Annotated in this window: 14 protein-coding genes and 1 tRNA gene; 10 read left to right on the forward strand and 5 right to left on the reverse strand. The window is 57.1% G+C overall.

The annotated features are described in order from the left end of the window. Nucleotides 1–4: 4 nt before the first annotated feature. Nucleotides 5–262, forward strand: a complete 258-nt coding sequence (locus NTD87_RS20580) for a hypothetical protein (RefSeq protein WP_262116020.1) — start codon at nt 5–7, stop codon at nt 260–262. Between the two features lie 89 nt (nt 263–351). Here the strand turns inward: NTD87_RS20580 and NTD87_RS20585 are convergent, their stop codons facing one another. From NTD87_RS20585 to NTD87_RS20600, 4 genes are all read right to left on the reverse strand, one after another. After that, the gene (locus tag NTD87_RS20585) at nt 352–1,026 is read right to left on the reverse strand and encodes a DUF4276 family protein (RefSeq protein ID WP_262116021.1); all 675 of its coding nucleotides are present in this window, start codon (nt 1,024–1,026) and stop codon (nt 352–354) included. Next, nucleotides 1,023–2,150: an AAA family ATPase gene (locus NTD87_RS20590; protein WP_262116022.1), complete on the reverse strand. Its 1,128-nt coding sequence runs from the start codon at nt 2,148–2,150 to the stop codon at nt 1,023–1,025. The genes NTD87_RS20585 and NTD87_RS20590 overlap by 4 nt, the downstream gene beginning before the upstream one ends. A gap of 280 nt (nt 2,151–2,430) precedes the next feature. Further along, nucleotides 2,431–2,760, reverse strand: a complete 330-nt coding sequence (locus NTD87_RS20595; RefSeq protein ID WP_262116023.1) for a hypothetical protein — start codon at nt 2,758–2,760, stop codon at nt 2,431–2,433. Between the two features lie 97 nt (nt 2,761–2,857). After that, nucleotides 2,858–2,942 (reverse strand) — tRNA-Leu (locus NTD87_RS20600). A 107-nt stretch (nt 2,943–3,049) separates the two neighbouring features. Between NTD87_RS20600 and queA the strand changes: the two genes are divergently transcribed. From queA to NTD87_RS20630, 6 genes are all read left to right on the forward strand, one after another. Further along, nucleotides 3,050–4,099 carry a tRNA preQ1(34) S-adenosylmethionine ribosyltransferase-isomerase QueA gene (gene queA / locus NTD87_RS20605; protein WP_262116024.1) on the forward strand — a complete coding sequence of 350 codons (1,050 nt, stop codon included), beginning with the start codon at nt 3,050–3,052 and terminating at the stop codon, nt 4,097–4,099. Between the two features lie 14 nt (nt 4,100–4,113). Then, on the forward strand, nt 4,114–5,229 hold the full coding sequence (gene tgt, locus NTD87_RS20610; RefSeq protein WP_185015345.1) for a tRNA guanosine(34) transglycosylase Tgt: 1,116 nt from the start codon (nt 4,114–4,116) through the stop codon (nt 5,227–5,229). 44 nt (nt 5,230–5,273) lie between these two features. Then, complete coding sequence (yajC, locus tag NTD87_RS20615) at nt 5,274–5,609, forward strand: preprotein translocase subunit YajC (protein WP_123425083.1); 336 nt, start codon at nt 5,274–5,276, stop codon at nt 5,607–5,609. A gap of 64 nt (nt 5,610–5,673) precedes the next feature. Then, a complete protein-coding gene (gene secD, locus NTD87_RS20620; protein ID WP_262116025.1) occupies nt 5,674–7,542 on the forward strand; it encodes a protein translocase subunit SecD in 1,869 nt (622 codons plus the stop codon). A 9-nt stretch (nt 7,543–7,551) separates the two neighbouring features. Next, a complete protein-coding gene (gene secF, locus NTD87_RS20625; protein WP_262116026.1) occupies nt 7,552–8,466 on the forward strand; it encodes a protein translocase subunit SecF in 915 nt (304 codons plus the stop codon). Nucleotides 8,467–8,584: 118 nt separating this feature from the next. Beyond that, complete coding sequence (locus tag NTD87_RS20630) at nt 8,585–9,136, forward strand: glycine zipper 2TM domain-containing protein (RefSeq protein WP_262116027.1); 552 nt, start codon at nt 8,585–8,587, stop codon at nt 9,134–9,136. A gap of 249 nt (nt 9,137–9,385) precedes the next feature. Here NTD87_RS20630 and suhB read toward each other — a convergent pair whose 3' ends face one another. Further along, nucleotides 9,386–10,201, reverse strand: a complete 816-nt coding sequence (gene suhB, locus NTD87_RS20635; RefSeq protein ID WP_262116028.1) for an inositol-phosphate phosphatase — start codon at nt 10,199–10,201, stop codon at nt 9,386–9,388. Nucleotides 10,202–10,346: 145 nt separating this feature from the next. Here suhB and trmJ point away from each other — a divergent pair, with 145 nt between their 5' ends. The 3 genes from trmJ (at nt 10,347) to iscR (ending at nt 12,656) form a co-directional block, all read left to right on the forward strand. Then, on the forward strand, nt 10,347–11,117 hold the full coding sequence (trmJ, locus tag NTD87_RS20640; RefSeq protein ID WP_262116029.1) for a tRNA (cytosine(32)/uridine(32)-2'-O)-methyltransferase TrmJ: 771 nt from the start codon (nt 10,347–10,349) through the stop codon (nt 11,115–11,117). A 2-nt stretch (nt 11,118–11,119) separates the two neighbouring features. Then, a complete protein-coding gene (gene cysE, locus NTD87_RS20645; protein WP_262116030.1) occupies nt 11,120–11,896 on the forward strand; it encodes a serine O-acetyltransferase in 777 nt (258 codons plus the stop codon). Nucleotides 11,897–12,164: 268 nt separating this feature from the next. Next, nucleotides 12,165–12,656: a Fe-S cluster assembly transcriptional regulator IscR gene (iscR, locus tag NTD87_RS20650; RefSeq protein ID WP_262116031.1), complete on the forward strand. Its 492-nt coding sequence runs from the start codon at nt 12,165–12,167 to the stop codon at nt 12,654–12,656. Nucleotides 12,657–12,704: the final 48 nt, after the last annotated feature.

Raw genomic sequence — 12,704 nt, forward strand, 5'->3', positions numbered from 1 at the left:
TGTTATGGATCGATACATGCCTGTCACCGGAATTGACTGCACCGTCCCGTCACTGCTGATCGATACCCAAGCGCCGCTCGACGTACTGCACGAAACCGCGGCCTACCGCATCCGCACCGCAACCCAACTGCTGGAGAACATCGCCATGGGCGAGGGTGTTCACAGTGAACTGGCGCGGGTGCTGGTGACTTCACTGCGTGATGGCTGCGATTTGCTGGACGTGGTTGGGCGACGGTTGCAGGCGCAGATGCTGTTGGTATGAAAAATGGGCGACCTGATTCAGGTCGCCCATTTTAGTTGGAGGGAAAACGAGTATGAAAATAAATCTGTCCCGTTTTGTCGCTGGTTTACCTACCCTACCGGCTGCAACGTTTCAATGTGTTTGAGCCAGGAATCGAAGCGGATACATTCTGCCCGGATTGTGGGAAGGCCGATTTCAATCGCCGCGAGCGAGCCATGTAGCGGTTTTTCGTAGCCGTCGTAAAGTTTCAGGATCCGTTTACTCGGCGCCGTCACAGTGCTGTTATTGATGGCTTCCGGCGTATCGAACTCATTTCGTATGTGCAGAAACTTGTCCTCAAGGGTGGGCTGGTTGATTCCCATGGCTAGCCGCTTAGGACAACTGAACAGCAACCCCTCGAATTCGTACATCTGGACATAAGGAATGAATCGACGCATTGCATCGTCCCCCAACTTCTTTCGCAGCTTGTCCATCATGGCTTCCAAGAGACAATCGGCCTTTTCATCCATGGTGCTCTTGCTGGCGGCCTCAACCTTGCCGGGAAACTCTTCGGGTAGGCCGTAGAAGTCGAAAAATGTTGTGCAGTAAGCCTGACGATCGCCTAACAGTCTTTTTTCGAGATCGGTGAGGAGTCGCTCGAAACGGAAGTTCCCGCCCTTGTGGCCCGGCTTGCCTATCAGCGCAGGCATCAGATAAATGCCCAAATGATGAAAGGCTTGGGCAAGCACCTCATTGATGAACATTTCCTCGGTCTGGCCTTCGCAAATGATATGGACTCGAATCATTTACGCGGCCTCCCGCCAAGTATGTTTTTCTCCCATAGTTCACCGACCGAGTAGTCATCCAACCAGGTCTCGAACTCCTCCTCGTTGAGTCGTTTGAAAACAGTCGCGCCCTTCTCGCGTTCGACAATGATCAAATCGTCAATGGAGAACTCATTTACCAGCGGCACGGATTGTGTCGAGACAATCACCTGCATTCGTGTCGACGCCGACCGAAGCAGTGAGCCCAGCAGGGTGATGGCGTAAGGATGCAGACCCAGTTCAGGTTCATCGATGATGATGGTCGATGGAGGGTCGGGTTGCAGCAGCGCGGTGACCAAGCACATAAAACGGATCGAACCGTCCGAGAGCTGGCTGGGCCAGAAGACGTAGTCGCTGTCTTTTTGGCGCCACTGCAAATTGATCAGCTCTTCTTCCGTATCCAGTCGACGAGGCTTGAGCACGAAATCATCAAAGAACGGAATGGCCAGTTGTATGGTTTTGCGAATCTGTTCGTAGACATCCGGCGTCTCTGTGGCCAAGCGATAAAGATAGGCTGCCAGATTCGAGGCATCAGGACGCAGGTAGTCGTTGATGTGAGCGGGGCCAAAGCGCTTGACGCTCGCCATGTCGCTAGTGTCATGGAAGTGGAAGACTTTCCAGCTGGAAATCGATTCGTAGCAGTAAGCCACAACATTGTTTTTGTATGGAGCCCGGAATTTTTTAGAGTCAAATGCTTCTTTGAGCTTGGCCTCTTGGTGCCCCGAACCGAGCGGAATCCATTCTTGCCCATACATCGGCCCATCGAAAAAAAGCTGTTCATTGGCAAATACAAAGTCTCCGTCCACCGTCGGCTCTAGCTCGAACTGGTAGCCGTTCAGGCCAAACTGGACGAAGGACTCTATTTTTTGGGTTTCTTTCACGCCGAAACTGACAATACGATCAGCGGAACCTTGCTGAGTGGTCCATTTTTTCAGGCGCAGTTCCATCATTTCGCTGAGCATACGAAAGTAGGAGACGAAGCTGCTCTTTCCAGCACCATTGGCACCAAGCAGTACGTTCAAGTTGCCAAGGTTCAGGTCATCCAGGTTCTTGATGGACTTGAAGCCCTTGATCGTGAGCCGGCTGATGGGGTTCTTCTTGCTCATTGATGCCTGATTCCTTACGTGGCGCTGTTCGTCGAGCATCAGGCCACGGTCATTGATACATGTTCAGAGTTTGCCATTGATTCCAGGGGCTGACTCAACTCGTGATGGCTTCATCCTAACTCTAATCATTTCCACCTAATACCAAGCTCTTGGGGCGCAAGGTACTACGACTTTCGACAGCGTCAGGGGAAAAGCGGACAGGTTTATTTTCATACCAGCCAAAGCCCTGCCCGTATCAGTCGGTGTAAAGGGGCACCAAACCTGCTCCCAGCCCGATCATTCACTGAATGTCTTTCAAGTAATCCTTAAGCGCAATGAGCGGGCTATCAAGCTGCTCTAGCGTCTGCGCCGCGCTGAAGTCTCCCGACAATCTATCCAGCTCTCGACCCAGCGGCGTACCAACTCCACCTATCGCCTCAAGCGCCAGCCCCACGCATTCACCCACTTTGACCTTGATGGTCTCGACATCACCTCTGCGTACCAGCAAGCCGAATACGTCCCTCTGGTAGTCGCTCATCATCAGGTCGTCACGCAGGATCGGACTTTGATCTTCCGTTTCATAAGCCAGCTTGAGGGAGAAGAGGGCGACTGTTTCCAGTGGCAATTCCATGGGGGGGAATCCTTGTGATGTCTTGCCGGTCGGTTGTGCGGTACCACTTTCCTACAGACGAAAAAAAAGACCTTGAATTTCAAGGTCTTTTTTAATTTGGTGCCCCGAGGGAGACTCGAACTCCCACTCCTTTCGAAAACGGATTTTGAATCCGCCGCGTCTACCAATTCCGCCATCAGGGCTCAATGGCGGCGAAGTATAGAGAGGTGAATACCGTTGGTCAATCAGGTACATGGAGAATTTTTGATTATTCCGCTAGACTTCCCGGCCCTGCTAGACGAACCCCATCATGCGCGTTGCTGACTTTACTTTCGAACTCCCTGATTCGCTGATCGCTCGCCACCCTTTGGCCGAGCGGCGCGGCAGTCGCCTGTTGACCCTGGATGGGGTCAGCGGCGCTCTGGCACACCGTCAATTCACTGATTTGCTTGAGCATTTGCGCCCGGGCGACTTGATGGTGTTCAACAATACCCGGGTGATTCCGGCGCGGCTGTTTGGCCAGAAGGCTTCCGGCGGCAAGCTGGAGATTCTGGTGGAGCGGGTGCTCGACAGTCATCGCGTGCTGGCCCATGTGCGCTCCAGCAAGTCGCCGAAGCCGGGTTCGAAGATCCTCATCGACGGCGGTGGCGAAGCTGAAATGCTCGCGCGCCACGATACGTTGTTCGAACTGGGGTTCGCCGAAGAAGTGCTGCCGTTGCTCGACCGTGTCGGGCACATGCCGTTGCCTCCTTATATAGACCGCCCGGACGAAGGTTCGGACCGCGAGCGTTACCAGACGGTCTACGCCGAGCGCTTGGGCGCGGTGGCGGCACCGACTGCCGGGTTGCATTTCGATCAGCCGTTGCTGGAGGCAATTGCTGCCAAGGGCGTCGAGACTGCGTTCGTGACCTTGCATGTCGGCGCTGGCACTTTTCAGCCGGTGCGCGTGGAGCGGATCGAAGATCACCACATGCACAGCGAATGGCTGGAAGTCGGTCAGGACGTGGTGGATGCGGTCGCTGCGTGCCGTGCGCGTGGCGGGCGAGTGGTGGCGGTGGGGACCACCAGCGTACGTTCGCTGGAGAGCGCTGCCCGTGATGGCGTGCTCAAGCCATTCAGCGGCGACACCGATATCTTTATCTACCCAGGCCGGCCGTTCCATGTGGTCGATGCTCTGGTGACCAACTTTCATTTGCCCGAATCCACGTTGTTGATGCTGGTTTCGGCGTTCGCCGGTTATCCCGAAACCATGGCCGCCTACAAGGCCGCTGTCGAGCATGGGTACCGCTTTTTCAGCTACGGTGATGCGATGTTCATCACCCGTAATCCCGCGCCACGCGGCCCTGAGGATCAAGCATGAGTCGCACAAGTCGTATGTCTTTCGAATTGCTGGCCACCGACGGCAAGGCTCGTCGCGGTCGTTTGACCTTCCCGCGTGGCACTGTCGAGACGCCGGCGTTCATGCCGGTCGGCACTTACGGCACGGTCAAGGGCATGTTGCCGCGGGATATCGTTGCCACTGGCGCCGAGATCATTCTGGGTAACACCTTTCACCTGTGGCTGCGCCCTGGCACTGAAGTGATCAAGAAGCACGGCGACCTGCACGATTTCATGCAGTGGAAAGGCCCGATTCTGACCGACTCCGGCGGTTTCCAGGTGTTCAGCCTGGGCGCTATGCGCAAGATCAAGGAGGAGGGCGTGACCTTCGCCTCTCCGGTTGATGGCGCCAAAGTGTTCATGGGGCCGGAAGAGTCGATGCAGGTTCAGCGTGACCTGGGCTCCGACATCGTGATGATTTTCGACGAATGCACGCCGTACCCGGCTGACGAAGATGTGGCGCGGGTGTCCATGGAGCTGTCGTTGCGCTGGGCTCAGCGTTCGAAAAACGCCCATGGCGACAACACCGCGGCGCTGTTCGGTATCGTTCAGGGCGGCATGCACCAGGACCTGCGCATGCGTTCCCTGGAAGGCCTCGACAAGATCGGTTTTGATGGTCTGGCGATCGGCGGTCTGTCGGTGGGCGAGCCCAAGCACGAGATGATCAAGGTGCTTGATTATCTGCCGGGCATGATGCCGGCTGACAAACCTCGTTACCTTATGGGCGTTGGCAAACCGGAAGACTTGGTTGAGGGTGTGCGCCGCGGGGTGGACATGTTCGATTGCGTGATGCCAACCCGTAATGCCCGCAATGGGCACCTGTTCATTGATACGGGCGTGCTGAAGATCCGTAACGCGTTCCATCGCCATGATGATTCGCCGCTCGATCCGACCTGCGATTGCTATACCTGCCAGAACTTCTCGCGCGCTTATCTGCATCACCTGGACAAGTGCGGCGAAATGCTGGGGAGCATGCTCAATACCATCCATAATTTGCGCCATTACCAGGTGCTTATGGCTGGTTTGCGCGAGGCTATTCAACAGGGTACATTGGCCGCCTTTGTCGATGCCTTCTATGCCAAACGCGGGTTGCCTGTTCCGCCTTTGGACTGAGTTTTAAAACGTTTAAGACACTAAATTTGCAACTGGAGTGCTAAATGAGCTTTTTTATCTCTAATGCGATGGCTGACGCCGCTGCACCTGCTGCCGGCCCTATGGGTGGCGGTTTCGAGTGGATTTTCCTGGTTGGCTTCCTGGTCATTTTCTACCTTATGATCTGGCGTCCACAGGCCAAACGCGCCAAAGAGCAGAAGAACCTGCTCGGCAACTTGCAAAAAGGTGACGAAGTTGTGACCTCTGGCGGCATCGCCGGCAAGATCACCAAAGTAGCGGATGATTTCGTTGTTCTCGAAGTTTCTGACTCGGTAGAGCTGAAGTTCCAGAAGGGCGCCATCGCTGCCACGCTGCCAAAAGGCACGCTAAAAGCGATCTAAGTTCCAACTTCATACTCAATCGACGGGGCGCGCAAGGCGCCCCGCGTCATAAGCGGGCGGCGTGATGCTGAACAAATACCCTCTGTGGAAATACATTCTGATCCTGGCGGTGCTGGCGGTCGGTCTGATTTATTCCGCTCCCAATCTTTATCCTGACGATCCGGCCATTCAGGTCAGCGGTGCAAGTACTGCGCTGCAGGTTAATCAGGCGGATCTGGATCGTGTGAGCAAAGCGCTCAGCGACGCCGGGATCAACGTCAAGGCTGCCACCCTTTCGGCCAATGGCAAGGGCGGTTTGTTGCGTCTGACCAAGGCTGAAGACCAACTGCCAGCCAAAGACGTAGTGCGCAAGGCGTTGGGTGATGACTATGTTGTCGCGCTGAACCTGGCACAAACGACCCCGCAATGGCTGCGCAGCCTCGCCGCGCATCCGATGAAGCTGGGTCTGGACTTGTCCGGTGGTGTGCACTTCCTGCTTGAAGTGGACATGGACAAAGCCCTCGACGCACGCCTGAAAGTCTACGAAGGCGACGTCAAGAGCCTGTTGCGTAAAGAGAAGCTGCGCTATCGCAGCCTGCCGCAGATCAATGGCGCCATTCAGCTGGGTTTCAGTGATGAAGCTTCCCGCGAACAGGCCCGTGCGCTGATCCGCAAGAGCTTCAACGATTTCGACATTGTTCCGGCCGACCTCAATGGTCAGGCGGTGCTGCGTCTGGCGATGACCCCGGCCAAGCTGGCGGAAATCCGTGAATACTCCATCAAACAGAACTTGACCACGGTGCGTAACCGCGTCAACGAGCTGGGTGTTGCCGAACCTATCGTTCAACGTCAGGGTGCCAACCGCATCGTGGTTGAGCTGCCAGGGGTACAAGATACTGCCGAAGCCAAGCGTATTCTCGGCAAGACGGCCAACCTCGAGTTCCGTCTGGCGGCTGAGCCGGGTGCTTCGAAAGCTACCTCCGAGACTTTCGAGTTCCGTGAAGGCAAGCGTCCTCCTGCGCAAATCGAGCGTGGCCTGATCATCACTGGCGACCAGGTGACTGACGCCAAGGCCGGTTTCGGTGAGCACGGTACGCCAGAAGTGAACATTCGTCTGGACAGTCACGGCGGCGAGCTGATGAACCGTGCGACGCGCACCAACGTCGGTCGCAGCATGGCGGTGATCTTCATCGAGCAGCGCCCGGTGACGACTTACGTCAAGCAAATGGTCAACGGCGTCGAGAAGGACGTGCCGGTTCAGACCTTCAAGGAAGAGAAAAAGATCATCAGCCTGGCGACCATTCAGTCGCCGCTGGGTGCTCAGTTCCGCATTACTGGCCTGAACGGTCAGGGCGAATCCTCGGAGCTGGCCCTGCTGCTGCGCGCCGGTGGTCTGGCGGCGCCGATGTACTTTGCTGAAGAGCGCACCATCGGTCCAAGCCTGGGTGCTGACAACATCACCAAGGGTATCGATGCGTCGCTGTGGGGCATGCTGTTCGTGTCGCTGTTTATCATGGCCATCTATCGCTTCTTCGGCATCGTCGCCACCGTTGCGCTGACGGTGAACATGGTGATGCTGCTGGCCTTGATGTCTTTGCTGGGTGCAACGCTGACCCTGCCAGGTATCGCCGGTATCGTATTGACCATGGGTATGGCGGTCGACGCCAACGTACTGATCTTCTCGCGGATACGTGAAGAGATCGCGGCCGGCATGACGGTGCAGCGAGCAATCAACGAAGGTTTCGGGCGCGCATTCACTGCGATTCTCGACGCCAACCTGACCACCTTGCTGGTGGGCGGGATTCTGTTTGCCATGGGTACAGGTCCGGTCAAAGGCTTCGCAGTGACCATGTCCCTCGGGGTGCTGACCTCGATGTTCACGGCCATCATGGTTACCCGCGCGATGGTCAACCTGATCTTCGGCGGTCGTGACTTCAAGAAGTTGTGGATTTAAGGGGCTGCCATGTTACGTACTATCAACTTCATGGGCGTTCGCAACGTTGCGTTCGGCGTCACATTGTTCCTTACCGCCATGGCGTTGTTCAGCTGCTTCCACAAGGGCATGAACTGGGGTCTGGACTTCACCGGCGGTACGCTCATCGAGCTAACCTACGAGCATCCGGCCGATGTCATGAAGGTTCGCTCCCAGCTGACTGAGGCGGGTTATCACGAAGCGATCGTTCAGAGCTTCGGCGCTACCACCGATTTGCTGGTGCGCATGCCTGGCGAAGACCCGCAACTGGGTCACCAGGTAGCTGAGGCGCTGCAGAAGGTCGGTGGCGACAACCCGGCGGTGGTCAAGCGCGTCGAGTTCGTCGGCCCGCAGGTCGGTGAAGAACTACGCGACCAGGGCGGCCTCGGCATGCTGATGGCGCTGGGCGGTATCCTGATCTACCTGGCTTTCCGCTTTCAGTGGAAGTTCGCGGTCGGTGCGATTGTCTCGCTGATCCACGACGTGATCGTGACCGTGGGTATCCTGTCGTTCTTCCAGGTCACCTTCGACCTGACGGTGCTGGCGGCGGTACTGGCGATCATCGGTTACTCGCTGAACGACACCATCGTGGTATTCGACCGGGTTCGCGAAAACTTCCGGGTGCTGCGCAAGGCCAGCCTGATCGAGAACATCAACATCTCGACCACGCAAACCCTGCTGCGGACTATGGCGACGTCGATCTCTACCTTGCTGGCGATCTCGGCTCTGCTGTTCTTCGGTGGTGACAACCTGTTCGGTTTCTCCATTGCACTGTTCATCGGTGTTCTGGCGGGTACCTACTCGTCGATCTATATTGCTAACGTCGTGCTGATCTGGCTGAACCTGAGCAGTGAGGATCTTATCCCTCCTGCCAGCACCGAGAAGGAAGTGGACGACCGTCCTTGAGGCGTTATCTCTTCTCGTTATAACCAAAAGGCGCGAGTATTGAACTCGCGCCTTTTTTTGTGCTCAAACGCTGGGAGAGGAGCGGGCATATCCCGCATTTGATGGTCAGGAGGTTCATGTGAACAAGTCGTTACTGGTTGGTGCGGTATTGGGTGCTGTCGGTGTAACTGCCGGAGGCGCTGTTGCCACCTACAGCCTGGTAAAAAACAACGGCCCTGAGTATGCGCAAGTACTGGCGGTTGAGCCGGTCAAGACGCAGATCAAAACTCCACGTGAAGTATGCAGGGATGTGCCTGTTACCCGGCAGGCGCCGGTGAAGGATCAGCATCAGATCCTCGGTACGGTGATTGGCGCAGTCGGCGGTGGTCTGTTGGGCAATATGGTCGGTGGCGGTAATGGCAAAAAGCTCGCCACCGTGGCGGGCGCGGTTGGCGGCGGTTACGCCGGCAACAGGGTGCAGGAAGGCATGCAGGAGCGTGATACCACCACCTCGGTGCAAAGACGTTGCGAAACGGTCAATGACGTCAGCGACAAGCTCGTAGGCTATGACGTTCGGTATTCGCTGGGCGGCAAGGAAGGCAAAGTGCGGATGGATCGTGATCCGGGTAACCAGATTCCGGTTGGCAAGGACGGTCAGTTGGTCCTGGGTCCGAATCAGCCAGCGAAGTAATGAGCTGATTGCCGAACAAAAAAAGCACCCGGAGGGTGCTTTTTTTTTTGTACCCGAGACTCATGTGCCACCACCAATCCCCTGTGGGAGCGAGCCTGCTCGCGATAGCTGAATGTCAGTCAGCATTAATGTTGAATGTTCGATGGTCATCGCGAGCAGGCTCGCTCCCACAATGGGGTGTGGTGTTTTCGGGGCCAAATTGCAGGTATAAAAAAAGCACCCCGAAGGGTGCTTTTTTGTGCCTGGCGCTTAACGTTTCAGCGAGGCTGGCAGGTGCGGCTGGATGGCCGTCAATACTGCTTTGAAGCATTTGGTGTTGCCGGCAACGACGTGGCCTTTTTCAAGGAAGTCGTGACCGCCGGTGAAGTCGCTCACCAGGCCGCCGGCTTCTTGAATCAGCAGGGCACCTGCAGCCATGTCCCACTCGGACAGGCCCGATTCCCAGAATGCGTCGTAACGACCCGCGGCAACATAAGCCAGGTCCAGGCTTGCTGCGCCAGCGCGGCGGATGCCGGCGGTCTGGCCAACCAGGCTGCGGAACATGCCCAGGTAGTTGTCGAGGTTGTCCATCTGGTCGTCACGGAACGGGAAGCCCGTACCCAGCAACGCGCCTTCAAGGCTGGTGCGACCGCTTACGCGCAGACGACGACCGTTGAGTTGAGCGCCGCGACCGCGGCTGGCGGTGAATTCTTCCTGGCGAACCGGGTCCAGAACCACTGCGTGTTCCAGGCGGCCGCGGTATTTGCAGGCGATGCTGACGGCGAAATGCGGAACGCCGCGCAGGAAGTTGGTGGTGCCGTCCAGTGGGTCGATGATCCACAGGTACTCTTCGCCTTCACCGCTGCCAGCGTGCATGCCGGTTTCTTCGCCGAGAATGCCGTGAGTCGGGTAGGCCTTGCGCAGCGCGTCGATGATTTTCTGCTCGGCAGCGCGATCCACTTCGGACACGTAGTCCTTGGCGTCTTTTTCGTCGACCTTGATGGTATCCAGGCGCTCGATGGAGCGGAAGATCAATTCACTGGCGCTGCGGGCGGCGCGCAGCGCGATATTCAGCATGGGCTGCATGGATGTGTCACCTAAGGTTGTTAAAGAAAGCCGAGCATTCTAGCAGAAAGTTTCTACAGATGAAGGACGACGTTCGCTTTCGTAGCTTAACTTTAGGATGAACTGTAAGATTTGCGGCCAATTTCCCTGTCAGAGAGCGCCTCCCTTGCTGCAGAACATTCGTGTCGTCCTGGTCAATACCAGCCATCCGGGGAATATCGGTGGGGCTGCGCGTGCCATGAAGAACATGGGGCTGTCGCGACTGGTGCTGGTCGAGCCGCGGTTGTTCCCGTACCACGAGGCGGATGCGCGGGCCTCTGGTGCCGGTGACATTCTGGAGAACGCGCAAGTCGTCGCCACGCTGGAAGATGCGCTGGTCGGCTGCAATCTGGTGCTGGGCACCAGTGCCCGTGATCGTCGTATTCCTTGGCCGCTGCTTGATCCCCGTGAGTGCGGGGTGAAGGTGGTAGAGGAGGCCGCGCAAGGCGCCGAGATCGCTTTGGTGTTCGGTCGTGAAGATTCCGGCCTCACCAATGAAGAGCTGCAACGATGTCATTACCACGTGCACATCCCATCAGACCCTGAGTTCAGTTCGCTGAACCTTGGGGCAGCGGTGCAGGTGCTGAGCTATGAAGTGCGCATGTCCTGGCTGGCGGCCGAAGGTCAGCCGAGCAAGGTCGAGAAGGATGAAGTGGCGTCCACCAAGAGTGGTGAGCTGGCGACCATGGATGAGCTGGAGCGATTCTATGAACATCTGGAGCAAACGCTGGTGGCCATCGAGTTTCTCGACCCGGAAAAGCCGCGACACTTGATGGCGCGCCTGCGTCGGTTGTACGGACGAAGCTCGGTCAGCCGGGCGGAAATGAATATTTTGCGTGGCATCCTCACGGAAACCCAAAAAGCGGCCCGTGGTGAGCTTCTTAAACGGAAGGATTAATGATGTTCGAGCGTTTGCGTGAAGATATCCAGAGCGTTTTCCATCGTGACCCGGCGGCGCGTAATGCTTTTGAGGTGCTGACCTGCTACCCCGGCATGCATGCAATCTGGATTCATCGACTGTCTGCTGCTCTATGGGGTATGGGCTGGAAATGGCTGGCGCGGTTGGTATCGAACTTCGGTCGCTGGTTGACCGGGATCGAGATTCATCCGGGCGCGAAGGTGGGGCGGCGTTTCTTTATCGATCACGGAATGGGCATTGTTATCGGCGAAACGGCTGAAATCGGCGATGACGTGACGCTGTATCAGGGCGTTACCCTCGGCGGTACCAGTTGGAACAAAGGCAAGCGCCACCCAACGCTGGAGGATGGCGTGGTGGTGGGGGCGGGTGCCAAGGTGTTGGGGCCGTTCACTGTGGGTGCCGGTGCCAAGGTGGGCTCCAATGCGGTGGTCACCAAGGCTGTGCCGGCCGGTGCGACGGTGGTCGGGATTCCCGGGCGGATCATTGTCAAATCCGATGATGAGCTGGAGGCCAAGCGCAAGGCCATGGCCGAGAAGATTGGTTTCGACGCCTACGGCGTCAGCGAAGACATGCCGGACCCGGTGGCGCGCGCCATTGGTCAGTTGCTGGATCACTTGCAGGCTGTTGATGGCCGGCTGGAAGGCATGTGCGGGGCGCTCAAGGATCTGGGCAGCCCGTACTGCGCCAAGGACTTGCCTGAGTTGCGCGACGAAGATTTCGCCTGCGTAAAAGGCAAGGATGAAAGCAAGGCCAGCTGAATCGGGGTGGCCCCATCGCGAGCAGGCTCGCTCCCACATCAGATCTTCAGCGGCCACAAATTTGTGCGCAACAGAGATCAAGTGTGGGAGCGAGCCTGCTCGCGAAGAACGATAACGCGCATTTACTGGTCGTTCGCCTCCAGATATTTGCTATAGTGCGCGCGCTCTTTTGCGGGTAAACCTGACTAAAGTACTAGGTCTTATAGTTGACTTAAACACTCGGGAATTGCATACTCGCCTCCATTCCGAAACTCCGTGGTAATTGTCCATGCGACTGACTACAAAAGGCCGATACGCTGTCACCGCCATGCTCGACCTGGCGTTGCACGCGCAACATGGCCCGGTGTCCCTGGCCGATATCTCTGAGCGCCAAGGCATTTCCCTGTCCTACCTCGAACAGCTTTTCGCCAAATTGCGCCGTAGCAATCTGGTCTCCAGCGTCCGTGGCCCAGGCGGTGGCTACCAGCTATCGCGTGACATGCAGGGCATCCAGGTCGCTCAGGTGATCGATGCGGTAAACGAATCGGTTGATGCAACCAAATGCCAGGGCCTGGGTGATTGCCATGGTGGCGACACCTGCCTGACCCACCACTTGTGGTGTGATCTGAGCCTGCAAATCCACGAATTTCTGAGCGGTATCAGCTTGGCTGACCTTGTGACTCGCCGTGAGGTGCAAGAAGTAGCCCAGCGTCAGGACCAGCGTCGTTGCAACAGCAAGACGTCGCGTCTGGACAAGATTGAAGCGTCCGCCGTCGAATGACAGCCAAAGAGCTAGCGGCACGCCAGCCAGCCTGATTTAGGAGATAGT

It is taken from the genome of Pseudomonas sp. 6D_7.1_Bac1, from assembly GCF_025465945.1.
Classification (GTDB): domain Bacteria; phylum Pseudomonadota; class Gammaproteobacteria; order Pseudomonadales; family Pseudomonadaceae; genus Aquipseudomonas.

Coding starts and splice junctions, on each gene's coding strand:
- NTD87_RS20580 (WP_262116020.1), top strand. CDS start 5: ATGGATCGATACATGCCTGTCACCGGAATTGACTGCACCGTCCCGTCA.
- NTD87_RS20585 (WP_262116021.1), bottom strand. CDS start 1,026: ATGATTCGAGTCCATATCATTTGCGAAGGCCAGACCGAGGAAATGTTC.
- NTD87_RS20590 (WP_262116022.1), bottom strand. CDS start 2,150: ATGAGCAAGAAGAACCCCATCAGCCGGCTCACGATCAAGGGCTTCAAG.
- NTD87_RS20595 (WP_262116023.1), bottom strand. CDS start 2,760: ATGGAATTGCCACTGGAAACAGTCGCCCTCTTCTCCCTCAAGCTGGCT.
- queA (WP_262116024.1), top strand. CDS start 3,050: ATGCGCGTTGCTGACTTTACTTTCGAACTCCCTGATTCGCTGATCGCT.
- tgt (WP_185015345.1), top strand. CDS start 4,114: ATGTCTTTCGAATTGCTGGCCACCGACGGCAAGGCTCGTCGCGGTCGT.
- yajC (WP_123425083.1), top strand. CDS start 5,274: ATGAGCTTTTTTATCTCTAATGCGATGGCTGACGCCGCTGCACCTGCT.
- secD (WP_262116025.1), top strand. CDS start 5,674: ATGCTGAACAAATACCCTCTGTGGAAATACATTCTGATCCTGGCGGTG.
- secF (WP_262116026.1), top strand. CDS start 7,552: ATGTTACGTACTATCAACTTCATGGGCGTTCGCAACGTTGCGTTCGGC.
- suhB (WP_262116028.1), bottom strand. CDS start 10,201: ATGCAGCCCATGCTGAATATCGCGCTGCGCGCCGCCCGCAGCGCCAGT.
- cysE (WP_262116030.1), top strand. CDS start 11,120: ATGTTCGAGCGTTTGCGTGAAGATATCCAGAGCGTTTTCCATCGTGAC.
- iscR (WP_262116031.1), top strand. CDS start 12,165: ATGCGACTGACTACAAAAGGCCGATACGCTGTCACCGCCATGCTCGAC.